Source organism: Rhodovulum sp. BSW8 (genome assembly GCF_003314725.1).
GTDB classification, from domain to species: Bacteria; Pseudomonadota; Alphaproteobacteria; order Rhodobacterales; family Rhodobacteraceae; genus Rhodovulum; species Rhodovulum visakhapatnamense.
The window spans coordinates 1-22587 of sequence record NZ_QNVX01000038.1 but is presented as its reverse complement, the minus strand read 5'-3'; the positions used below and the strand labels follow the sequence as shown (position 1 = coordinate 22587).

Sequence of the window (22587 nt, the reverse complement as noted above, 5' to 3'; positions counted from 1 at the left end):
CGCCTCCCTAGCCCGCATCGCCCGGCGGGCGCGGCAGGCCAAGCCCCGCCTGCGGCCCGACGATGCGCAGTTCGGCGCCCTCGCGCAGCGTCTGCAACCCCTCGACCACCACCGGCTCGCCGACCGTCAGATCGGCCTCGACCAGCACGCTGTCGGCGTTGCGCTGGCGGATCGCCACCGGCACCCGCGCCGCGCGCCCGTCGCGCACCGCCCAGACATAGGCGCCCGCGCTGGACCATTGCACCGACAGCGGATCGACCACGGGAAGCGGTTCGCCTTCGAAACTCAGCGTCACCTCGAAGGACATGCCCCCGCGCAGAAGATCGTCGGTATTGTCGAGTTCGCCCTGCACCCGCAGCGTGCGGCTGGCCGCGTCGACGGCATTGTCGATGGCATGAACCCGGCCCTTCAGGGTCAGGTCGGGCATGCCCAGCGGCCGCGCGGTCAGCGGCAGCCCCTCCCTGATCTGGCCCACCACCCGTTCGGGGACGTGAAAGTCGATCAGGATGCGGCTGCGGTCGGCGATGGTCGCCAGCGCGTCCTGGCTGGACACCCGGTCGCCCACCGCGATGTCGAGAACCCCCGCCCAGCCCGCGAAGGGCGCGCGCACGGTGCGTTCGGACAGATCGAATTCGGCCTGGCGCAGTTCCAGCTCGGCGGTGCGAAGCGCCAGATCGGCCTCGCGCCGCCGCACCTCGGTCACAGCGCCGGTGGTTTCCAGCCGGGTCACCCGGTCGGCCTCGTCCCGGGCATCCTCCAGCACCAACTGTGCGCGGTCGAGTGCGATCCGCTCGGCCTCGTCGTCGAGCCGCACGATCAGAGCGCCCGCCGCCACCCGTTCGCCGTCGCGAATGCCGATCTCGACCACCTCGCCCGCGACCTTGGACCGCACCGTCACCGCGCGCAGTGCCCGGCCGTCGCCGATGGCGGCCACCCGGTCCTGGATGCGGCCCTCGCCGACCTCGGACACGGTGACAGCGGCGGGGCCGCCCGGCCGGGCACCCGACCCCGCGGTCCCGGCAGGCGCGGCCGGATCGAGCCCGATCAGCGCGGACACGCCCAGACGGTCAAGCACCGGCCGCGCCCCGGGCACGAAGGCGATCCAGAGCGCGAGCGTCCCTGCCAGGAGCAGGACGGAGAACCCGATTTGCCGTACCATGCACCTTCCCGTGGAAGCGGTCCCGAGACGATCCTAATCGCTCCTGCGCAAGATAGGGAGCTATTGCGCGATTAACAGACGCGACAACGCCTTGCCGGGTCCGCTTTCGCCGCAGCACGTCATCTGCCCCGCAACCGTCGCGCAACCGTCGCGCGACAGCCGTGCGACCGGATGCCCCCTGCGGCAGCGCGTCCCGCGACCGCAAAGACAGGCCATTGTCACGGAATTTTCTTGCAGCGACTCACGAAAAGCCCCATATGGCACGGCGCGACGTTACCTCTATCGACCACTGTCTTCGCTCAAGCGGCCGTCAGTACCTCGATCGATCCCTGACGAGCCGAGCCGCTGCACTTCCGCGAGCGGCACCACATGAGGAGACACACGGATATGGCTACCGGCACCGTGAAATGGTTCAACAGCACCAAAGGCTTCGGCTTCATCGCCCCGGACGGCGGCAAGAAGGACGTGTTCGTGCACATCTCTGCCGTGGAACGCTCGGGCCTGACCGGCCTGCAGGACGGCCAGAAGGTCTCGTTCGAGATCGAAGCCGGCCGCGACGGCCGTGAATCGGCTGTCAAGCTGGTCGCTCTCTAAGACCGCAGACACACGACGGGCCGGACGCGCCTTTCGCGCAGCCCGGCCCGATTGCCGTTGATCCACCGCCCCTGCCGGGTGGTGAGATCCGGTGTTTTTACGATCAGATCATGGCCCAGTCGGTAAAGCGCCAGGTCGGCGGCGTTTCCCGTTCGTCCCGGGGCTTCGGGGCGCGGCGTTCGCGTTTGCGGGTCATTTTCGTCTCCCTTCTATGGTTTTTGCGGTCGCGACAGATCCTCAACGCGGCCCGGCGCGATCCCGTTGCCCGGACGAAGTCACAGCGGCTCACAATTCTGTCAGCCCCGCCCTGTGCCCCCCGCTCCCGGCTGCGGACCGGACGATCCTGCCCCCTCCGCGTCAACGCATGGTCAATCCCGCCCCGCCCCCCCGCCGTTGACCGGATTCCCGTCCCGGTGTAGGCCGAGGCGACCGGCCGCATGCGGCCGCAGACGGGGGAGACAGGGATGGAACCGGGACGACGCCTTGCCGGGCTGCTGGCCACGGCCGCCGCCGCGATCTGGACCGCCGGGGCCGCGCTGGCGCAGGATTACACCTTCAAGCTGCACCATTTCCTGCCCGCGACCTCGCCCACCCAGACCGAGACGCTGGCCCCCTGGGCGCGCGCGGTCGAGGCCCGCTCGGGCGGCCGGGTCAGGATCGAGATCTATCCCTCGATGACGCTGGGCGGGCGCCCGCCCGAACTGGTCACCCAGGCCCGCGACGGGGTCGTGGACCTGATCTGGGTGGTGAACGGCTACACCCCGGGGCTGTTCCCCCGGACCGAGGTGATGGAACTTCCGAACGTCTATGTGAACGATCCGGGCGCGGCCAATCTGGCCCTGGCCGATCTGTTCGAGACCGACCTCAAGCCCGACTACAAGGGCCTTGAGGTGATGTTCCTGCATGTCCATGCCGGCAACGGCATCGCGCTGCGAGGCCCCGAGGTGCATGCGCCCGCCGATCTGGCGGGCCGCAAGATGCGCATTCCGTCGCGCACCGGCGCCTGGGTGCTTGAGGCGCTGGGCGCGGTGCCGGTGGCGATGCCGGTGCCCGAGCTGCCGCAGGCGCTGCAGAAGGGTGTGGTCGATGGCGCGCTGGTGCCCTTCGAGATCGTGCCCGCGCTGAAGCTGCAGGACCAGACCGACCGGCTGATCGAGGGCGACCGCAACACCCGCTTCGGCACCACCACCTTCCAGCTTTCGATGAACAAGGCGCGCTGGGACAGCCTGCCGCCCGAGATCCAGACCGCGTTCCGCGAGGCCTCGGGGCCCGAATGGCTGGCCGAGCTGGGCCGGATCTGGCGTGCCACCGAAGAGACCGGTGTTGCCCTCACCACTGCTGTGGGCAAGGCCCATCAGGTGCTGAGCCCCGCCGAAACCGAAGCCTTCCGCACCGCGCTCGAGCCCGTTGTCGAGCGCTGGATCGAGGATGCCGACCGCCGCGGCATCGACGGCGCGGGTCTGGTCGCCCGCGCCCGCGCCGCAGTGGCGGCCCATGCCAGCCGATGAGGCTGCGGCGCGCGCTGGCCGCCGCGGCCGAGATCTGGGCGATCCTCGGCGGGCTGGTGCTGGCGGGCGTGGTCGGGCTGAACCTCGCCTCGATCCTCGGCGGCCTGCTCGGCCACCCGATCCCGGGCGATTTCGAGCTGACCGAGATCGGCACCGCCATCGCCGTCTTCGCCTTCCTGCCCTGGTGCCAGCTGACCCGCGCCAATGTCACCGCCGATGTCTTCACCATGGGCGCCTCGCGGATCTGGGTCGCGCGGATGAGCCTGACCGGATCGCTCGCCGCCCTGACTGTCGCCGGGGTGCTCTTGTGGCGCATGAGCCTCGGACTCGGCGATCAGCGCGCCTATGGCTACACGACGGCGATCCTGCAGATCCCGCTTTGGCCCTGTTTCCTGCCGGTGCTGGTGTCGCTGGCGCTGCTGGCGCTGGCCGCGGTGGCGACGCTGACCGAGGACGCCGCCACCGCGCGCGGGAGGCGGAATGCCTGACCCGATGATGCTGGGCCTGATCGGGCTTGGCGCGCTGGTCCTGCTGATCGCGGCGCGGATGCCCATCGCCCATGCGATGATCCTGGTGGGCGGCGCGGGTATCGCCGCGCTGAACGGTCCGGCGCTCTTGCTCAATCAGCTCAAGACGCTGGCCTGGGGCCAGTTCTCGATCTACGACCTCTCGGTCGTGCCGCTCTTCGTGCTGATGGGCGCGCTTGCCGGGCGGGCGGGACTGTCGGCCGCGCTGTTCCGGGCGGGCGCGGCCTGGCTGGGCTGGATGCGCGGCGGCACCGCGATGGCCGCCATCGCCGCCTGCGCGGGCTTCGGCGCGGTTTGCGGCTCGTCGCTCGCCACCGCCTCGACCATGGGCAAGGTCGCCCTGCCCGAGTTGCGGCGGCAGAACTATTCGGGCGCGCTGGCCACCGGCACGCTGGCGGCGGGCGGCACGCTCGGCATCCTGATCCCGCCCTCGGTGGTGCTGATCCTCTATGCGATCCTGGTCGAGGCCAATGTGGTCACCATGTTCATGGCCGCGCTCTTGCCCGGCGCGCTGGCGGTGCTGCTGTTCCTGCTGACCATCGCGGGCTATGTCGCGCTGCGACCCGGGTCCGGGCCCGCCCATGCCCCGGCCGGGCGGGCCGAGTTCCGCGCCGCGACCCTGGGCGTGCTGCCGGTTCTGGGCATCTTCGCGCTGGTTCTGGGCGGCATCTATCTGGGGCTTTACAACCCGACGCCGGGCGCCGCCATGGGCGTCGCGCTGGTCTGGGCCTATGGCACGTTCCGGGGACGTCTGCGCCTTGCCGCGCTGCGCGCCTCGGTGCTGGAGACCGCCGCGACCTCGGGCATGATCTACCTGATCCTGCTGGGCGCCGAGCTGATGAAGATCTTCATGGCCCGCGCGGGCCTGCCCCAGGCGGGGGCCGAGTGGATCGCGGGCGCCGGGCTTGCGCCGCTCGCGGTGCTGGTCCTTCTGCTGGCCGCGCTGATCGTGCTGGGCTGCCTGATGGACAGCCTGTCGATGATCCTGCTGGTGGTCCCGTTCTTCTGGCCGGTGCTGGTCGAGGTCAATGGCGGGCTTTACCAGATGGCCGAGGGCTCGGGCTTCGGCATGGGCACCGAGGACTTGAAGATCTGGTTCGGCGTCCTCGCCCTGATCGTCGTGGAACTGGGGCTGATCACCCCGCCGGTCGGCATGAATGTCTTCGTGATCTCGTCGCTCGCCCGCGACGTGCCGATGGCCGAAACCTTCCGGGGCGTGCTGCCCTTCTTCCTGGCCGAGCTTTTCCGCGTGGGCCTCTTGCTGGCCTTCCCGGCGCTGGTGCTGTGGCTGCCGCGCGTCCTTGGCGGCTGAGCGGATCAGTCCAGCGTATCAGTCCAGCGTCTTGCGGAACCGCGTCAGCGCCGCCAGCGCCAGCACCAGCACGAAAAGCCCCAGCACCAGGAACGACCCCGAAACCGTCGCAAGCCCAGCCCCCTTCAGCATCACCGCCCGGATCAGCCGCAGGAAATGGGTCAGCGGAAAGATCTCTCCCAGCGCCTGCGCCCAGCCCGGCATGCCGCGATAGGGAAACATGAACCCCGACAGCATCAGCGAGGGCAGGAAGAAGAAAAAGGTGATCTGCATCGCCTGCATCTGGGTCCGGGCCACCGTCGAGATCAGATAGCCGAGGATCACCAGCGCCATCACGAAGACGAAGACCCCCGCGAGGATCAGGGTCAGACTGCCGACGAAGGGCACGCCGAAGACCAGCCTTGACGCCGCCAGCACCACCACGACCTGCACCGCCCCCACGCCGAGATAGGGTACGATCTTGCCCAGCATGACCTCAAGCGGCGTCGCAGGCATCGACAGCAGGTTCTCCATGGTGCCGCGCTCGGTCTCGCGGGTCAGCGCCATCGCGGTCATCATCACCATGGTCAGCTGCAGGATCACCCCCAGAAGCGCCGGCACGATGTTGTATTGCGTGACCCCCTCGGGGTTGTAGCGGCGATGCACGACGACCGACAGCCCGGGCGCGGGCGCCGCCACCCCGGCTTCGCGCGACAGCGCCTGCCCCGCCACCGTGCCCAGGGTCGAGATCGCGCCAGAGGCGACCGAGGGGTCGGTCGCGTCCGCGTCGATCAGGATCGAGGGGCTTTCGCCCCGCATCACCCGGCGCCCGAAATCCGACGGGATCGTCACCACGAAGGACACGTCGCCCCGCGCGATCATCCGCTCGGCCTCGGCCGCGGTCGCGTCGGGCGCGACGAAGCGGTAATAGCCGGTCAGTTCCAGCGCCGAGACCATCGCCCGGGTGAACCGGTCCTGGGTCGGCGCGACAAGCGCGGCGGGCAGCTCCTTGGGGTCGGTGTTGATGGCAAAGCCGAACAGCATCAGCTGGACCAGCGGGATCCCCAGCATCATGCCGAAGGTCAGCCGGTCGCGGCGCATCTGGATCGTCTCCTTGGCCAGCAGCGCCATGAGACGCCCGAAGGACAGCACCCGCCCGATCATGCGGTATCCCTCGCCTCGCCCATCAGCTTGATGAAAACGTCCTCGAGGCTGGTCTCGGCCGGGTCGATCCGCGCGCCCATCTCGGCCGCCACCGGGGCGACCGCCCGGCGCAACCGGTCGGGATCGCGGCCCACGACATGCAGCGTCGCACCGAAATGGGCGACCTGCTCGACGCCCTCGGCGCCGTCAAGCGCGCGCGCCGCCTCTGCGGTCCGCCCGCCGGTCAGCACCAGCGTCGAAAGCCCCGCGCCCGCCACCACCTCGGCCACCGTGCCATGCGCGACCAGCCTGCCGTAAGAGATATAGGCGATGCGGTGACAGCGCTCGGCCTCGTCCATGTAATGGGTCGAGACCAGCACCGTCAGCCCTTCGGCCGCGCGGGCATGGATCTCGTCCCAGAATTCGCGCCGGGCCTTGGGGTCGACCCCGGCGGTGGGCTCGTCCAGCAGCAACAGGTCGGGCTTGTGCATGAGGCAGGCCGCCAGCGCCAATCGCTGCTTCCAGCCGCCCGACAGCGCCCCGGCCAACTGGCCCCGGCGCGAGGTCAGCCCCAGATCGGCCAGCGTGTCGCGCACGGCGCGGGCCACCGGGCGCATACCGTAAAGCCCGGCGACAAAGCGCAGGTTCTCTTCGATGGTGAGGTCTTCGTAGAAGGAAAACCGCTGGGTCATGTAGCCGACCCGGCGCTTGATCGCCCGGCGTTCGCGGCGGATGTCATGGCCCAGCACCCGGCCCTCGCCGCCATCGGGTTCCAGAAGCCCGCACATCATCCGGATCGTGGTGGTCTTGCCCGACCCGTTCGGCCCCAGAAACCCCGCGATCTCGCCGCGTGCGACCGACAGCGTCACCCGGTCCACCACCACCCGGCCGCCGAAACGCTTGGTCAGACCGGTGACGGCGATCGCAGGTTCGGGAACAGGTTCGGGGGAGGGGTCGGTCATCTGCCGGGCTCCGCCAGCCGCACATCGACGATCTGGCCGGGCTTCAGCCCCCCGGCCCCCGGTTCGGCCCCCGGTTCGGCCTCAGGTTCGGTCCCCTGCTCAGGCCGCGCCTCGACCAGATAGACCAGCTTCTGGCGGCTCTCGAGCGAGTAGATCACCGGCGGCGTGAACTCGGCGGCCTCGGAGATATAGGTGATGCGGGCCGACAGGCCCGGCGCGCAGCCGTCGCAGCCGACCGCCAGCCGGTCGCCCACCGCCACCGATGACAGCGCGGGTTCGGGGATATAAAGCCGCAGCTTGACGGCGCCCTCGCCCAGAACCGACAGCACCGGCGCCGAGGGTCCGGCGATCTCGCCCGCCGTGCGGATCACGTCGAAGACGGTCACCGGCTGGTCGAGGCTCAGCGTCCGCTTGTCCAGGGCCCAGCTGGCCCTGTCGCGGGCGGCGCGAGCGCCCAGCACCGCAGCCTCGGCCTCGGCGATGGCCTGCGGGCGGGCGGGCAGCCGCGCGACCGCCAGATCGGCCTCGACCTGGGCCACGCGGGCATGGGCGACCTCGGCCGCGGTGATCGCGTCGTCGCGGTCGGCCTCGTTGGCAACGCCCCGGGCGGCCAGCCGGGTCATCCGTTCGCGCTGTCGGTCGGCCTCGGCGGCCTCGGCCCGGGCCGAGGCCAGCGTCGCCTCGATCACCCGGATCTCTTCGGGGCGCTTTCCCTGGCGCAGGTCGGCCAGATGGCTTTCGGCCTGGGCCTCGGCGGCGGCAGCCTCGGTCAGCGCGATCTCGGCATCGCGGCGTTCCATCCGCGCCAGCACCGCGCCCGCCGGGACCCGGTCGCCGCGCGCCACAGCGACGGAAACGATCTGCGCGGTCTCGACCGGGGCGACCAGGGTGAATTCGCCCTCGACATAGCCGGTCGCCAGCGGCGGCGGCACACAGGCCAGGAGCAGCGCGGACAGGACGGGAAGCGCGCAGAGAAACCCGATCATCGGCGGTGACTTTCGATCATGGCGGAAAGGTTCGCGGCCAGCAGCCCGGCGATGGCCTCGGCCTCGTCCGGCCCGACGGCGGCCCAGTCCAGCCGCCGGGCGATCACTGGCTGGGCGATGCGGAAATAGACAGCCTGGCCGATGGCGGCGAACACCGCCAGCTTGACCGCATCGCTTTCGGCCGGTTGCCCGGTCGCCCGCCCCCAGAGCGCGCAAAGCGCGCGGTGGCGGGGTTCCAGCACCGAGGCATAGATCACGTCGGCGGCCTCGCCCGGGTCGGTCAGCTCGCGCAGCATGAAGGCCACCGCATCCGCGGCCGCCGGGTCCGCGACGATGAAGCGGACAAAGCGGCGCAGCGCGGCGTCCAGCAGCGCCTGCGCCGCTTCGGGCGTCTCGGGCAACTCCCCGGCCCCGCCAAGCGGCCCGATGGCGCTGCCGATCCGCTGGGCCACGGCCTCGGCACAGGCCCGGCGCAGCCCGGCCTTGCCGCCGAAATGATAGGCGATGGAGGCGACATTCGTTCCGGCCCGCGCGGCGATCTCGCGGGTCGAGGTCGAGGCAAAACCGCGATGGCCGAACAGATGGAGGGCGGCCCCGATCAGGGTCTCGGGCGTGCTGCGGGGGGCGGGATCGTCGGACATGGCCGGACATTAATCAAACGATTGACCAAATTCAATCGTTTGATTGACCCCGGCCCGCAGCCCCTCAGACCGGCGCCAGCAAGGCGTTCTGGTCGACGAGGAAGCGTTCCGACATGGCCAGACAGGCGCCGCCCAGGGCGCGCGCATCGGGGCCGACGGTGCCCGCCAGGATCGCCGGCGGCCGGATGCCCGTCGTGTCGATCCGGCCGAAGGCCACGCGCACCTCCTCGACCAGCCGGGCCCGGACCGAGGACGGCATCCAGCCGTCGATCAGCGCCGCGCCGATATCGAGCACCGATCCGGTGGCGGCGATGGCCACCGCGATGGCCTGCGCGGCCAGCAGGATCCATTCCTGCAAGATGATCTCGTCGATCGCCCAGGCGTCGGGCGAGGTCCAAAGCGCCTCGGCATCCTCGTTGTTCTCGGCCAGCATCCGTTCCAGCGTCGCCAGCGAGGCCACGTCGATAAGCTGCGCGCTTTTGCGGCTTTCGGACTGAACCGGCATCGAGCCCAGCGCCCCGGCATTGCCGGTGCTGCCGGTGAACAGGCTGCCATTGAGCACGATGCCGCCGCCGATGAAATAGCCGATGAAGAAATGGACGAAATCGGGCGGCACCTCGGCGCTGCCCAGCACAAGCTCGGCACCGCAGGCGGCCGAGGCATCGTTCTGCAGATAGACCGGAAATTCGACCCGCTCGGCCAGTTCGGTCCGCACATCGCGCACCCGCCAGGCATCCATGTCCGCGCGCGGCGCCCCGATCGACTGGATCCAGTCCCACATCTGGAACGGAATCGCGATGCCCAGACCCGAGATCCGGTCCGCATGGGACTGCGGCAACTGCCCCATGATCTCGTCCATCCCGGCCAGCGCGAACCGCAGCACCGAATCGGGCGTCGGATAGGCATGGCGCGCGCCGACCCGGGCCAGCACATCGCCCAGGAAATCGGTCAGCACCAGTTGCAGGCTGCGCCGCCCGACCTTGAGCCCGAAGAAGAAGGCCCCGTCCGCCGCCAGCCCGATCGGGACCGAGGGCTGGCCCACCTTGCCGCGCACCGGCTCGCTGCGCACCAGCAGCCCGTCGGCCTCGAGCGCCCGCATGATCACCGAAACGGTCTGCGCCGACAGCCCGGTCATGCGCGCGATCTGCGCCTTGGGCAACGGTCCGGTCCGGCGCAGGATGGTCAGCACAAGCCGTTCGTTATGCGCCCGCATCCCGCTTTGATTGGTCCCGCGGACCATGGGCCGTTGCAGCAGCGCAAGCTTGTTCACAGGCGTCTCCATCCCAAAACCCCCGCCAAAATGCCTATGGCATGCCAGCTTGTCAATAAATAATTCATGTAGTCTTATTTATTGACAAAAGCCCTCCGACTGCCGCCAAATTCCCTCGACCCGGAACCGGAAGACCGGCCGAGTCGCTGCTTTGGGAGGTAAGACAATGCCACGACCCGCCAGAAGGCCGGGCCTGGCGCTGGGGGGTATTGCCCTTGCGCTTTTGTGTTCCGGGGCGGCCGCAGCCGATCCCGTCGGGGCCTGCCTGATCACCAAGACCGACACCAACCCGTTCTTCGTCAAGATGCGCGAGGGCGCGGCCGCCAAGGCCCGCGAACTGGGCATCGACCTCGACAGCTATGCCGGCAAGGTGGACGGCGACAACGAGACCCAGGTCGCGGCCATCGAGACCTGCATCGCCAATGGGGTCAAGGGCATCCTGCTGACAGCGTCGAACACCTCGGCCATCGTGCCCGCGGTGCGGCAGGCGCGCGATGCGGGCATTCTGGTGATCGCGCTCGACACGCCGCTCGACCCGATCGAGGCGGCGGACATGACCTTCGCCACCGACAATTTCAAGGCGGGCGAGCTGATCGGCCAATGGGCGCGCGCCCGGCTTGGCGCCGAGGCGGACACCGCCCGGATCGCGCTTCTGGATCTCGACATCAGCCAGCCCACGGTGGGCGTGCTGCGCGACCAGGGCTTCCTGCAGGGCTTCGGCATCGACATTGCCGATCCGAAGAAATGGGGCGACGAAAGCGACCCGCGGATCGTCGGACACGATGTCACCCAGGGCAATCAGGAGGGCGGACGGCGCGCGATGGAAAACCTGCTGGCGACCGATCCGTCGCTGAGCCTTGTCTACACCATCAACGAACCGGCCGCCGCCGGAGCCTTCGAGGCGCTGAAGGCGGTCGGTCGCGACGGCGCCGTCACCATCGTCTCGGTCGATGGCGGCTGCCCCGGCGTCGAAAACGTCAAGGCGGGCGTGATCGGCGCCACCTCGCAGCAATACCCGCTGCTGATGGCCTCGAAGGGCATCGAGGCCATCGCCGCCTTCGCGCGGGACGGCACCCGCCCCGAGGCCACCGAGGGCAAGAACTTCTTCGACACAGGCGTCACCCTCGTCACGGACGCGCCGGTCGAGGGGGTCGAGTCGATCTCGGCCGAAGAGGCGCTCGGCCTCTGCTGGGGCTGACCGCCCCCCTCCCCGCCCGGGCGGGGAGGCACCAACCGCCCTGCCGGAGCCGGACCGCTCCAGGGGAAGGAGGAACCATGTCGTCGCAAGCCGAGCCGACAGAGGATTTCGAGGGCATCGCGGCCCGCGCCCCGAACCGGCATGCGGCCTTCCAGCCGCATCGCAAGGGCGCGATGGGGCGCGCGCACGACCTCTTGCATGCCACCCCGGCGCTGGTGCCGATGATCGTGCTGATCGCCGCCGTCGCGGTCTTCGGGCTGGTGCTGGGGGGCAAGTTCTTCTCGCCCTTCGCGCTGACGCTGATCCTGCAGCAGGTGCAGATCGTGGGCGTGCTGGCCGCGGCGCAAAGCCTGATCGTGCTGACGGCGGGCATCGACCTGTCGGTGGGCGCGACCGCGGTCTTCTGCTCGGTCATCATGGGCAAGCTGGTCTTCGAGACCGGCCTGCCCGCGCCGCTGGCGGTGCTGGCCGGGCTGATCGCCGGCACCGCCATCGGCGGGCTGAACGGCTGGCTTGTCAGCCGGGTCCGCCTGCCGCCCTTCATCGTGACGCTCGGGATGTGGCAGATCGTGCTGGCCGCGACCTATCTCTCTTCCGGCAACGAAACCATCCGTGCCCAGGACATCGAGGCGACCGCCCCCTTCCTGCAATTCCTCGGCGGCAAGCTGCAACTGGGGGGCGCCACCCTCACCTTCGGCGTGATCCTGATGCTGCTGCTGGTGCTGGTCCTGGCCTATGCGCTGCGCTCGACCGCCTGGGGGCGGCACGTCTACGCCGTCGGCGACGATCCCGAGGCGGCGGCGCTGGCCGGGGTCGACGTGCACCGGACGCTGATGTCGGTCTATCTGCTGGTCGGGTTCATCTGCGCGCTGGCGGGCTGGGTGATGATCGGCCGGTTCGGGTCGGTTTCGCCCTCGGCCACCACCGGCGTCATCGGCAACATCCAGTCGATCACCGCCGTCGTGATCGGGGGGATTTCGCTCTTCGGCGGGCGCGGCTCGATCCTCGGGGCGTTCTTCGGCGCGCTGATCGTCGGCGTGTTCGAACTTGGGCTCAGGATGGCCGGGGCCAACCCGCAATGGACCTTCCTGCTGATCGGCGCGCTCATCATCGGCGCGGTGGCGGTGGACCAATGGATCAGAAAGGTGTCGGCATGACGGACCCGGTTCTTTCCGCCCGCGGACTGGTCAAGCGCTATGGCCGCGTCACCGCGCTCGACCGCTGCGACTTCGACCTGATGCCGGGCGAGATCCTGGCGGTGATCGGCGATAACGGCGCGGGCAAGTCGACGCTGATCAAGGCGATCTCGGGCGCGGTGATCCCCGACGCGGGCGAGATCCGGCTGGAGGGTCGGCCCGTCCGCTTTGCCTCGCCCATCGAGGCGCGGCAGGCGGGCATCGAGACGGTCTACCAGACGCTGGCGATGTCGCCCGCGCTGTCGATCGCCGACAACATGTTCATGGGCCGCGAGCTGCGCTGTTCCGGCATCATGGGAACCCTCTTCCGGCGGCTGGACCGGCGCGCGATGGAGGCCTTCGCCCGCGAAAAGCTGAACGATCTGGGGCTGATGACCATCCAGAACATCGCTCAGCCGGTCGAGACCCTGTCGGGCGGCCAGCGTCAGGGGGTGGCGGTGGCGCGGGCCGCGGCCTTCGGGTCCCGGCTGATCATTCTGGACGAGCCGACCGCGGCGCTCGGGGTGAAGGAAAGCCGCCGGGTGCTGGACCTGATCCTCGATGTGCGCGCGCGGGGCTTGCCGATCATCCTGATCAGTCACAACATGCCCCATGTCTTCGAGGTTGCGGACCGGATTCACATCCACCGGCTGGGGCGGCGGCTGTGCACGATCCGCCCGGTCGATCATTCCATGTCGGATGCGGTGGCCTTCATGACCGGGGCGCGTACCCCGCCCGACGTGATGGAGGCGGCATGAGCGCCCCGCCCGACCTGCAGGCGCTGGCCGCCCGGGTTCTGGCCGCCCCGCCCCGCCGCACGCGACGGCTGGTGGCGCTGGCCGGGCCGCCCGGCAGCGGCAAGAGCACCCTCGCCCGGCGGCTGTCCGGGCAGCTGGCCGAAATGGGCCATGCCGCGCCGGTGGTGCCGATGGACGGCTTCCATCTCGACAACCGGCTGCTGTCCGCGCGGGGCCTTCTCGCGCGCAAGGGCGCGCCCGAAAGCTTCGACGTGGCCGGGCTTCTCAGGCTGGTCGACGCGCTGGCGGCGGGCGGCGAGGTGATCCATCCGGTCTTCGACCGTGCCCGCGACAGTGCCATCGCCGGGGCCGGGGCGGTGGCCGAGACCGACCGGACCGCGATCCTCGAGGGCAATTACCTGCTGTTCGATGCCCCGCCCTGGCGCGCGCTGGCCGGGTTCTGGGATGTCTCGGTCTTCCTGGCCGTCCCCGAGGAAGACCTGTTGAGCCGCCTCACGACCCGCTGGCTCGACCACGGGCTGGCCCCCGAGGCGGCGCGCGACCGGGCCGAGCGCAACGACATGGCCAATGCCCGTCTGGTCGCCGCGCGGCGTCTTCCGGCCGATCTGGCGCTCGGGACGGCCGAGCCCCTGCCCGGCACAAGGACGCCCGCATGAAACGATCCGAAATCAACGCGATCCTTGCGGACAGCCAGACCTTCATCCGGTCCTTCGGCCTGCCCTTGCCGCCCTTCGCCGACTGGCGCCCCGACAGGATCGCCGCGCCCGAGGCCGCCGAGATCCGCAGCCGGGGCCTGGGCTGGGACATCACCGATTACGGTCAGGGCCGGTTCGCGACGCTGGGGCTTGTGCTTTTCACCGCGCGAAACGGGCGGCACGCCGATCTCGCCCGGGGGCGCGGCATGGTCTATGCCGAGAAGATCATGATCTCGCGGGTGGGCCAGCTGTCGCCCATGCACCGGCACCGGCTGAAGACCGAGGACATCATCAATCGCGGCGGCGGCACGCTGGTGCTGCAGCTTTACGCCGCCGATGCCGAAGGCGACATCGACCCTGACGCCGATCTGCGGGTGATGTCCGACGGGATCGCGCAGGACCTGCCGCCCGGCGGCCTGCTGCGGCTGGCGCCGGGCAGCAGCGTGACCCTGACCCCCGACATCTGGCATGCCTTCTGGGCCGAAGGCGAAGACGTCCTGCTGGCCGAGGTCTCGACGGTCAATGACGACCGCACCGACAATGTCTTCGCCGACCCGGTCGGACGCTTTCCCGAGATCGAGGAAGACGTGCCCGCGACCCGGCTGCTGGTGTCGGACTACGCCTGATCCGCATCCCCGGACAAGACCGCCGACAAGCCCCCCCGGACAAGACAAAGGCGCCCGGATCGCCGAACGCCTTGCGGTCTCATGGCCGGGACCGGCGCTACTCGGCCGGCTGCAACCCCGGGGCGCGGTCCGTAGCCGGAACGGCCGCCGGGCGCGGATCGCCGGGCAGGCCCGGATGCGGCACGGGCCCCGCGGCCGGCGCCTCGACCGCCGCCTCGACCGGCGCGGCCACGGGGGTGGTCCGCCGGTCCCGGCGGGACGCCTCGCCCAGCACAGCCGCGACCAGCATCGCGGCCACACCCAGCGGCGGCAGCAGCCAGGGCAGCAGCGCCATGTCGGGACGCCCGTCCATCAGCACCTGGAAGCTCAGCGACACCACCGTGCCGAAGGAGAACACCAGAAGCCCCTGCCGCCCCATCAGCCGCAGCGGCGCGGCCAGCGCGCTGCCCGCGATCCGGGTGACCCAGGGCAGGCAGGACAGCACATAGAACAGCGCCAGCACATGCAGCATCCGCGGCAGCGAGACATAGGTCTTGTCGAAGCCCACCAGATGGAAGGGCAGCCCCGCCTCGCCCGCCTGACGCATCATCGCGTTCAGCCGCTCGCCCAGCGCCGGAACCTGCGCCCAGACCAGCACGAAGCCCAGGAACCCGGCGGCCGCCCAGAACAGCCAGCGCCGCCGCGCGACAAGGCGTTCGCCACGCCGCATCTGGATGCCGGTCAACAGGCCCAGCACGAAGATGATCTGCCAGGACAGCGGGTTGAAGAACCAGCCGCCGGGATTGGGATAGTTCGGCAGGTCGATCCGCCACATGCCTGCCACGAACCACATCGCGATCGAGATCGACACCATCAGAAGCGGCGCCCGCATGCCGATCAGGATCGCGAGCGGCGCGAACAGCAGCAGCACCGAATAGGCCGGCAGGATGTTCACATAGCCGAACTGGTGGGTCAGCAGCGGAATGCCGATCAGCGCCTCTCCGGTATTCTCGAAGACCTGGCGCAGGTTGATCTTGGTCAGCAGGTCCGGCACGTCGAACGCCATCGCGCCCCAGGCGAAGATGGCGATGGCCCAGGCGCTCAGCAGCACATGCACGATGTAAAGCGTCCAGGACCGGCCCCAGATCGGCCGGATCGCGGCCCAAAGCCCGTTCAGCCGGATCTGCGGCGCGGCGAAGCGGCCCGAATAGGCCATCCCCGCGGCGATGCCCGACATCACGAAGAACGCCTCGGCCGCGTCGGAAAAGCCGAAATTCCGGATCGTCCAGTTTTCATAGGGGTTGCCGGGCACATGGTCGATGAAGATCATCACCAGCGCGAGGCCGCGGAAGGCGTCGATCCGCGGATCGCGCGGTCGCTTCTTCGGCACGGAAACCGTGTCAGGCCGCTGCATCCAGAGCCTCCTTGCGGGCGTCCTCGGCGATCCAGCGGCGGACACAGTCGCGGTAGGCCCGGATGACCGGGGCCGCGTCGGCTTCCTGCGGAACGGCGAAGAGCGTGTGGGTCAGGGGGCGCGAGGTCCAGGCGATCAGAAGCGGCGCGATCAGCATCGGCAGGCAGACCGGCAGCATCCAGACCGTCAGGCCGGGCGCGATCCGGGTGACGAGCGCCAGCGCCGCCGCCCCGGTCAGCGAGATCCAGAGCCCGGCGCGCAGCCCCTGCAGGACGGTCAGCTTGCCCTCGCCGCGCTGGTTCGCGGGCCAGCCGCCATCGCTGCCCGACAGCACCTGCAGCACCGCGCGCGACTGGTACATCAGCATCACCGGCGCCAGAAGCGAGCTGAGCAGGATTTCGGTCAGCACCGAGGCCGAGGCCCGCACTCCGCCCCCGAAGCCCCGCGCCCGGCGCGTGACGATCGCGCCTGCGAGGATCGACAGCTTGGGCAGAAGCAGCAGCCCGCAGATGCCGATCACCAGGGTGATGATCTCTTTCGTGCGGTCGGACGGGAAGACCGGGAACAGCTGATAGGGTTCGGGGAAGTAGTCGGGCGCCGGCGCGAAGACCGTGGCCAGCAGCGAGGCAATGAGGAACGCCCCCCACAGAAGCGAGACGAGATAGGCGAAGATCCCCTGCACGAAGACGAAGCGGCTCCAGGCCGCAAGCCCCGGCGCCAGCAAAAGACGCATGTGCTGGAGGTTGCCCTGGCACCAGCGGCGGTCGCGCTTGGCATAGGCGAGGATGTTGTCGGGGCCCTCCTCGAACGAGCCCTCGATGGTCTCGTCGAGCTTCACGCGCCATCCGGCCCGCGCCAGCAGAGCCGCCTCGACATAGTCATGGCTGAGAATATGGCCGCCGAAGGGCGGCTTGCCCTCCAGCGCGGGCAGGCCGCAGCTTTCGGCGAAGGCGCGGACCCGCACCATGGCGTTATGGCCCCAGAACGGCCCGGTATTGCCCTGCAGCCGCGCCAGCCCCCGGGCGAAGACCGGCGAATGGAAGCTGGCCGAGAACTGCATCGCCCGCCCGAACAGCGAGCCTGCACCGATGATCTTCGGCAGCGTCTGCAACAGGCCCAGCCTGGGATCGGCCTGCATCCGCGCGATCATCCGGCGGACGGTCACCCCCTCCATCAGGCTGTCGGCATCGAGGATCAGGGCAAACTCGTAGGCGCCGCCCGAGCTTTGGATGAAGTCCTCGATATTGCCCGCCTTGCGCCCGCGATTGTCGGTCCGGCGGCGGTAGAAGATGCGCCCGGCCCCGCCGGTCTCGGCCAGAAGCCGGGCGAAGGCGTCGCGCTCGCGCGCCGCGTTGACCGGATCGCGGGTGTCCGAGAGGACGGCGATGTCGCAGCGCAGCCCCGCGGCCTGGATCGACCCGTCCATCGCGGCGATCCGGGCGAAGGTCGTCACCGGGTCCTCGTTGCAGATCGGGACCAGCACCACCGTCGGTTCGTGCGGCAGCCGCAGTTGCGGCTCGGGCGCGCGGCGCAGATGGCCGAGCAGGCCGATAAAGGCCCCCGCCGCGCCCCAGGCCAGCCAGGCCGTGGTGATGAAGATCAGCGTCGTGCGCGCCACATCCCAGGCATCGACGCCATCCTGCGTGGAGGCCTCTGCCAGAAGCGACGCGGCCACGGTCGCGGCTGCAAGGGAAAAGCCGATCGCGAGCCCGCGAAGCACGCGGGTCCGGAGGCCGGACGCAAGGATGCGGGACATCTGGTCCGCCGTCAGCCCAGCTGCAGCGGCCGCATCAGACGGGCCAGCCAGATCGGCAGGCGCAGCTCGCGCCGCGCCTCCAGCACCTGCTGGGGCATGTCCATCGGAGCGACCGGCGGGGCCCAATGCGGGCCTTCTACCGCAATCGCGTTCTGCGCATCGAAGGTGGAATCTGCACTCATTCGTTGATCCATTGGTAGAGCCAGGTTTCAGTCAAGGTCTGCCCGTACCCCGTTATTTCGGCCTTAAGTTCAACCAGAGCGCCCGTGTCGGCCGTTATATCGACGACGAGACGCCAGGTATCAGACCCCGGAATTCGGCTGAAGACGGGCTTCTCCATTCGTCCCGTGCTTGCGTATACATCAGCCTTAACGTCCGCATCGTCGGGAAGTTCCCCGAGCGTTCCCCCCTCGAAATCGACCACGAATTTCCGCAGTCCGGGACCGCTGGCGGCGCCTGCGACACCGCCCCGTCCCACAAGCGTCCGCACCACATGGGCGCGTTCCCCGACCGCACCGGGAGGGTTGGTTCCCCAGTGCAGGCGGTAATCGTATTCCATCGCGTCGCCCTTGCGCGCCTTCTCTTCGGGCACCCAGAAGGCGACGATGTTGTCGTTGGCCTCGAGATCCGACGGGATCTCGACCAGCCGCACGGTGCCGCGGCCCCAGTTGCCCACCGGCTCGACCATCATCGAGGGGCGGCGCTCGTAATGGGCGCCGGCATCGAGATAGTCATCGAAGTTCCGGTTGCGCTGGATCAGCCCGAAGCTTTCCGGATCGCGGGCGGCCAAATAGGAACTGGCCAGCCGGGGCGGGTTGTTCAAGGGCCGCACGAAGGTGCCGCCTTCGCTGGTATTCAGGATCAGCATCTCGCTGTCATGCACCCGGTGGCGGAAATCGTCGAAATCGCCGCGGTCGTTGTCGCCCAGCAGAAACATCGAGGTCAGCGGCGCGATGCCCAGCTGATCGACATCCTCGCGCATGAAGAGGCGCGCGGTCACGTCCATCACCGTGGTCGCGCCGGGGGTGATGATGAACCGGTAGGCGCCGGTCAGCGACTTGCTGTCGAGCGCGGCATAGATCGTGATCGAGGTCGCACCGGGCGCCGGGCGTTCCAGCCAGAAGGTGCTGAAGCGCGGGAATTCCTCGGTCTTGCCCGACGCGGTGTTGACGGCAAGCCCGCGCGCGCTCAGCCCGTAGACATTGGCCCGGCCGAGGGCGCGGAAATAGCTGGCGCCCTGGAACACCACGACCTCGTCGAAGGTGTCGGCGCGGTTGATGGGCGCATGCAGCCGGAAGCCCGCGACGCCCGGCATCTCGAAATCGGGCGGGATCAGATCGGCGGCCTTGCCGTCATACTGGAAATCGGCCCCCGAGAAATGCAGCGGCTGGGCGATACCCTCGACCAGTTCGAAGATCTCGACCGGCTCCTTGTACAGCCAGCCCGGATGGAAGGCGTGCAGCTGGAAATACGACCCGTCCCCGGCCCAGCGCGCGTGATCGGGCCGGAAGCGGATCGACCGGTAGGCATCGTAATCGAGCCCCGACAGCGGCCCCTCGGGCAGCGAGGCGGCCTTGTGGGCCTCCTTTGCCCGGGCCTGCATCTGGTCGCTCAACACGTCAAAGGAGAACGGGACCGGTTCGGGCACCGGCTCGGGCGCGGCTTCGGGGACCGGCGGGGGCGCCTCGGGTTCGGGCTCGGGCGGCGCCTCCTGCGCCGCAGCGAAACGCGGAAGACCGAAGGCAACGGACGCAGCAGAGCCAGCCAGCGCCGCCAGCAGGCGACGACGGGACGGTCCGAAACGTCCGGAACGGACCGCAGTACTGGAACTGACTGGAAACATTAATGGACCCCTTAACCAAGGCTCGTCATTCTTGATTGCCACCTTACTCTCCGTTTGTCCCGACCCGCCGCACCACGGGGGTGCTGCGTGGCAGAATCATGCCGGAAAAAACCGATGCTTACGCAGAATCTGGAGCATCTGACAACGGCTGCAATTCCCCCGCACGGCGGCAAGCGGATTTCCAGTCATCGCCATACGCCGGATGCGCAAGACTCTGCCATAGCGCGAAAATAATAAGCACACAATTGCCGACTTCAATGCGCCGGAACGCCGCCGCCGTCCGGGACCGAAAGGCCCCGCCACGAGCCGCAGCACCGGCCTCGGGCCGCGAGGCGCGCGCCCCCGGTCACGGCAAGGCCGCAGTCGTGGCCGGAACCGGGTCGGCAGCGGCAATCTGGCGCAGCAATGCGGTCTCGAGCCCGGGCGTATAGCGCCGCCCGCGCACGAAGGCTTCGGCCTCGGCGCGGTCGAACGTGCCCGCCAAAACAGGCAGCGCGTCGGTGGCGGTCGCGTTCGGGGCCGGCGCGGCGGACGGCCCGGCCGGGGCGCCCGCGGACAGCCGCGCCCGCGCCAGCGCGACCAGCAGACGTTCGATCCGCGAGCCCGCCGGATCGAGCGATGCGACCGCCGCCGACACGGCGGCATCGTCGGCCCCCATCAGCGCCTTCAACGCAGGCGCGACATGGAACCGGCCCGGCGCATCGGGTTCAAGCCGCAGCGCCTGCGCGACCAGCGCCAGCCCCTCGTCCCAGCGCCCCTCATGGGCGGCCAGCCCCGAGCCCACCAGCGCGAGGCTCGGCGGATGGTGCGGGTACAGCTCCAGAAGGCGCGCGGCATGGGCCTGAAACGCCTCCGTGTCGCGCCCCGGACCCTCAAGCGCCAGCCCCGCGGCCGCGTGCAGGGTCATCAGCCCCTGGGGCGCCAGCCGCAGCGCCTGCGAGGTCGCCCGGGCCGCATCGCCCCAGGCCGAGGCCACCGCCCCCGGACCGGACCGCAGGTTGCGCCCGAACCGCGCCTCGTCCAGCCGCAGCAGCGCCAGCGCCGCCCAGGCCTCGCCATAGCGGGGATGGCTGTCGACGACCCGCCCCAGACAACTGCTCAGCGCCGCATGCGAGGGCGCGGCCGGGGCGGCAAGATAGCGGTGAATGCCCATCAGGCAGGACAGGTCGGGCAGGTCCGACTCGGCATAGCGCTGGGGCGGCGCGCGCATCAGCTCGGGGCTCACGCGATGCGCCGCCCCCAGCCGCCGCACGATCTGCCCCAGCACCGTGCGTTCGGTCTCCTGCAGCGCGCCCGCCGAGTCGCCGACCCGCTGGAAGGTGGTCCAGACCGTGCGGCGGCCGGGAAACGAGATCAGCTCGAGCTGGGCCAGCAGCGTGTCGCGGCGCCACATCAGCCGCCCCCGCAGCAGATAGTCGGCGGTCTCGGCCGCCCGCGCGGCATCGCGCGGCGCGCTGGTCGCGATCCAGGGATGGGCGGCAAGGTCGGTGGCGATCTCGGCCCCGAAGCCGTAGGCCAGATCCTCGATCCCGGCGAGCCGTCCCTCGGCCCGGAACGGCAGCACCGCGACCCGCAGCACCCGATAGGGCGCCTCCTCGATCGGGCGCGCCGCAGCGGCAAAGACCCGCTCCTGCGCGTGGCGGACATGGGCCTGCCACAGCATCGGCACGATCACGATCAGCATCGCCAGCCCGGCCAGAGCCACGAAGCGGCGCGGCCAGGGCGACGGCGGCGGCCCGGATTCGCCCGGCCCGGGCCGAAGCGTCGGGCGGCAGCTGCCCCTCGGGATCTCGATCACCGGCAGTTCGGGATCGGCCAGCGCATAGAACCGCGCCAGCGCCTCGCGCAGCCGACCGATCTCGGTCCGCACGATGCTGTCGCGGCCGGGGTCGAAGCGCTGGTCGCGGTCGAACACCTCGACCGCGATGGCATGGGGTTTGATATCCTCGCCATGGCCCGAAAGCTCGCGGTCGATCAGGTAATCCAGCAGGCGCGCGCGGCGCGGGCTGCGCCCGAGCACTCCGGCGGCACGGATGGCCGCCACCGCCTCAAGCACCGCCTCATGGCGCAATGGCACCACGGCTCCGCCCTCCCGGGAAGGGTATGTCATGGCTGGCGATCCGCGGCTGTCTGAGGGTCCAAAAACACGGCAACTCGGCTAAGGCAAAACTGGGGCCTGCCGCACCGGCGCCCCGGTCCGGCCCGATGGCAGGGGGTGCCGACGCGGCCGAACCGGCATCAGCAAAGCACAGGACGGGACCTCGGCAAAGACGCGTCATGCGCTGCGCCGTCCGATAAGCGGAACAAGGCGCAAAAGCGCAACGCTGACCGGCAGCGACCTGCCGGACGAGCCCCGAGGGGCTTGATCTGCCAAAATTCTGCGGGTGATCTGGTGGAGCCGAGGGGGATCGAACCCCTGACCTCGTCATTGCGAACGACGCGCTCTCCCAACTGAGCTACGGCCCCGGTGAGCGGTCATTTGCAGTATGCCGCCGGGGATGTCAAGCGGTCTGCCCCACGTGATGGCGCACAAATTTCACGATCTCCTCCGCGGGCCGCGCCCCGGCCAGCCGGGCGACCTCGCGGCCCCGGTGAAACAGGATCAGAAGCGGAATGCCGCGCACATCGTAACGGTCCGACGCCCCCGGATGGGCCTCGGTGTCGAGCTTGGCCAGCCGCGCCTCGGGCAGCAGCATCCGCGCCGCGGCCGAGAATTGCGGCGCCATCATCCGGCAGGGCCCGCACCAGGCGGCCCAGAAATCGACCAGCAACGGCAGATCGTCCTTGCGGCTTTTCTCGAGCGTGGCGAGGTCGATCTCGTGCACCCGCCCGTCGGCCAGCCGGGTGCCGCAAACGCCGCATCTGGGCGCCGCGTCCAGCCGGTCGGCGGGCAGTCGGTTGGCGGTTCCGCAGGCATGGCAGGTCAGTTTCAGCGCATCGGCCATCGGGCGAGCCTCCGAGACATTCCGTGTTGTGAATATATCGGGTGACCTGCCCCCCGCGAGATCCCTCAGTCTGATGTAGAGTCTGCTCAACCGCGAAGGAGCAGACGCATGCGAAAG

At 69.8% G+C, this 22587-nt stretch carries 21 protein-coding genes and 1 tRNA gene; 9 read left to right on the top strand and 13 right to left on the bottom strand.

Annotated elements, in window-relative coordinates; translation table 11 throughout:
* Positions 1 to 7 precede the first annotated feature (7 nt).
* On the bottom strand, positions 8 to 1159 hold the full coding sequence (locus DSD19_RS15555) for an efflux RND transporter periplasmic adaptor subunit (RefSeq protein WP_113670260.1): 1152 nt from the start codon (positions 1157 to 1159) through the stop codon (positions 8 to 10).
* Between the two features lie 387 nt (positions 1160 to 1546).
* Between DSD19_RS15555 and DSD19_RS15550 the strand changes: the two genes are divergently transcribed.
* The 4 genes from DSD19_RS15550 (at position 1547) to DSD19_RS15535 (ending at position 5100) form a co-directional block, all read left to right on the top strand.
* The gene (locus DSD19_RS15550) at positions 1547 to 1753 is read left to right on the top strand and encodes a cold-shock protein (protein WP_075785262.1); all 207 of its coding nucleotides are present in this window, start codon (positions 1547 to 1549) and stop codon (positions 1751 to 1753) included.
* A gap of 464 nt (positions 1754 to 2217) precedes the next feature.
* The gene (locus DSD19_RS15545) at positions 2218 to 3261 is read left to right on the top strand and encodes a TRAP transporter substrate-binding protein (protein ID WP_113670259.1); all 1044 of its coding nucleotides are present in this window, start codon (positions 2218 to 2220) and stop codon (positions 3259 to 3261) included.
* On the top strand, positions 3258 to 3749 hold the full coding sequence (locus DSD19_RS15540; RefSeq protein ID WP_113670258.1) for a TRAP transporter small permease: 492 nt from the start codon (positions 3258 to 3260) through the stop codon (positions 3747 to 3749). The genes DSD19_RS15545 and DSD19_RS15540 overlap by 4 nt, the downstream gene beginning before the upstream one ends.
* Positions 3742 to 5100 carry a TRAP transporter large permease gene (locus DSD19_RS15535; protein ID WP_113670257.1) on the top strand — a complete coding sequence of 453 codons (1359 nt, stop codon included), beginning with the start codon at positions 3742 to 3744 and terminating at the stop codon, positions 5098 to 5100. Before DSD19_RS15540 ends, DSD19_RS15535 begins: the two co-directional genes overlap by 8 nt.
* Before the next feature lie 18 nt (positions 5101 to 5118).
* Here DSD19_RS15535 and DSD19_RS15530 read toward each other — a convergent pair whose 3' ends face one another.
* The 5 genes from DSD19_RS15530 to DSD19_RS15510 form a co-directional block, all read right to left on the bottom strand.
* Positions 5119 to 6240: an ABC transporter permease gene (locus tag DSD19_RS15530; RefSeq protein ID WP_113670292.1), complete on the bottom strand. Its 1122-nt coding sequence runs from the start codon at positions 6238 to 6240 to the stop codon at positions 5119 to 5121.
* Entirely contained in the window at positions 6240 to 7184 is a 945-nt protein-coding gene (locus DSD19_RS15525; protein ID WP_113670256.1) for an ABC transporter ATP-binding protein, read from the bottom strand. The genes DSD19_RS15530 and DSD19_RS15525 overlap by 1 nt, the downstream gene beginning before the upstream one ends.
* Complete coding sequence (locus DSD19_RS15520; RefSeq protein WP_113670255.1) at positions 7181 to 8170, bottom strand: HlyD family secretion protein; 990 nt, start codon at positions 8168 to 8170, stop codon at positions 7181 to 7183. The genes DSD19_RS15525 and DSD19_RS15520 overlap by 4 nt, the downstream gene beginning before the upstream one ends.
* Complete coding sequence (locus DSD19_RS15515; protein ID WP_113670254.1) at positions 8167 to 8811, bottom strand: CerR family C-terminal domain-containing protein; 645 nt, start codon at positions 8809 to 8811, stop codon at positions 8167 to 8169. Before DSD19_RS15515 ends, DSD19_RS15520 begins: the two co-directional genes overlap by 4 nt.
* Positions 8812 to 8875: 64 nt before the next feature.
* Entirely contained in the window at positions 8876 to 10081 is a 1206-nt protein-coding gene (locus tag DSD19_RS15510) for an ROK family transcriptional regulator (RefSeq protein ID WP_371412615.1), read from the bottom strand.
* Between the two features lie 166 nt (positions 10082 to 10247).
* Between DSD19_RS15510 and DSD19_RS15505 the strand changes: the two genes are divergently transcribed.
* The 5 genes from DSD19_RS15505 (at position 10248) to DSD19_RS15485 (ending at position 14533) form a co-directional block, all read left to right on the top strand.
* A complete protein-coding gene (locus DSD19_RS15505; RefSeq protein WP_113670253.1) occupies positions 10248 to 11279 on the top strand; it encodes a sugar ABC transporter substrate-binding protein in 1032 nt (343 codons plus the stop codon).
* A 77-nt stretch (positions 11280 to 11356) separates the two neighbouring features.
* Positions 11357 to 12436: an ABC transporter permease gene (locus DSD19_RS15500; protein ID WP_075785252.1), complete on the top strand. Its 1080-nt coding sequence runs from the start codon at positions 11357 to 11359 to the stop codon at positions 12434 to 12436.
* The gene (locus tag DSD19_RS15495; protein ID WP_113670252.1) at positions 12433 to 13212 is read left to right on the top strand and encodes an ATP-binding cassette domain-containing protein; all 780 of its coding nucleotides are present in this window, start codon (positions 12433 to 12435) and stop codon (positions 13210 to 13212) included. The genes DSD19_RS15500 and DSD19_RS15495 overlap by 4 nt, the downstream gene beginning before the upstream one ends.
* Positions 13209 to 13868 carry a nucleoside/nucleotide kinase family protein gene (locus tag DSD19_RS15490; protein ID WP_113670251.1) on the top strand — a complete coding sequence of 220 codons (660 nt, stop codon included), beginning with the start codon at positions 13209 to 13211 and terminating at the stop codon, positions 13866 to 13868. The genes DSD19_RS15495 and DSD19_RS15490 overlap by 4 nt, the downstream gene beginning before the upstream one ends.
* Positions 13865 to 14533 carry a D-lyxose/D-mannose family sugar isomerase gene (locus DSD19_RS15485; RefSeq protein WP_113670250.1) on the top strand — a complete coding sequence of 223 codons (669 nt, stop codon included), beginning with the start codon at positions 13865 to 13867 and terminating at the stop codon, positions 14531 to 14533. The genes DSD19_RS15490 and DSD19_RS15485 overlap by 4 nt, the downstream gene beginning before the upstream one ends.
* Positions 14534 to 14630: 97 nt before the next feature.
* On the opposite strand, the gene DSD19_RS15480 is transcribed toward DSD19_RS15485, so the two are convergent.
* From DSD19_RS15480 to trxC, 7 genes are all read right to left on the bottom strand, one after another.
* Positions 14631 to 15926 carry an OpgC family protein gene (locus DSD19_RS15480; RefSeq protein ID WP_113670249.1) on the bottom strand — a complete coding sequence of 432 codons (1296 nt, stop codon included), beginning with the start codon at positions 15924 to 15926 and terminating at the stop codon, positions 14631 to 14633.
* Positions 15913 to 17682: a glucans biosynthesis glucosyltransferase MdoH gene (mdoH, locus tag DSD19_RS15475; protein ID WP_243628043.1), complete on the bottom strand. Its 1770-nt coding sequence runs from the start codon at positions 17680 to 17682 to the stop codon at positions 15913 to 15915. The genes DSD19_RS15480 and mdoH overlap by 14 nt, the downstream gene beginning before the upstream one ends.
* Before the next feature lie 11 nt (positions 17683 to 17693).
* Positions 17694 to 17864 (bottom strand): hypothetical protein, encoded by a 171-nt coding sequence (locus DSD19_RS21865; protein ID WP_158272371.1) that lies wholly within the window; start codon positions 17862 to 17864, stop codon positions 17694 to 17696.
* Positions 17861 to 19525, bottom strand: coding sequence for a glucan biosynthesis protein (locus tag DSD19_RS15470; RefSeq protein WP_113670248.1), 1665 nt, complete (start codon positions 19523 to 19525; stop codon positions 17861 to 17863). Before DSD19_RS15470 ends, DSD19_RS21865 begins: the two co-directional genes overlap by 4 nt.
* Positions 19526 to 19871: 346 nt before the next feature.
* Positions 19872 to 21635, bottom strand: coding sequence for a hypothetical protein (locus DSD19_RS15465; RefSeq protein ID WP_133260450.1), 1764 nt, complete (start codon positions 21633 to 21635; stop codon positions 19872 to 19874).
* Positions 21636 to 21915: 280 nt separating this feature from the next.
* Positions 21916 to 21991 (bottom strand) — tRNA-Ala (locus DSD19_RS15460).
* Positions 21992 to 22026: 35 nt separating this feature from the next.
* Entirely contained in the window at positions 22027 to 22470 is a 444-nt protein-coding gene (gene trxC / locus DSD19_RS15455; protein ID WP_113670246.1) for a thioredoxin TrxC, read from the bottom strand.
* Positions 22471 to 22587 lie beyond the last annotated feature (117 nt).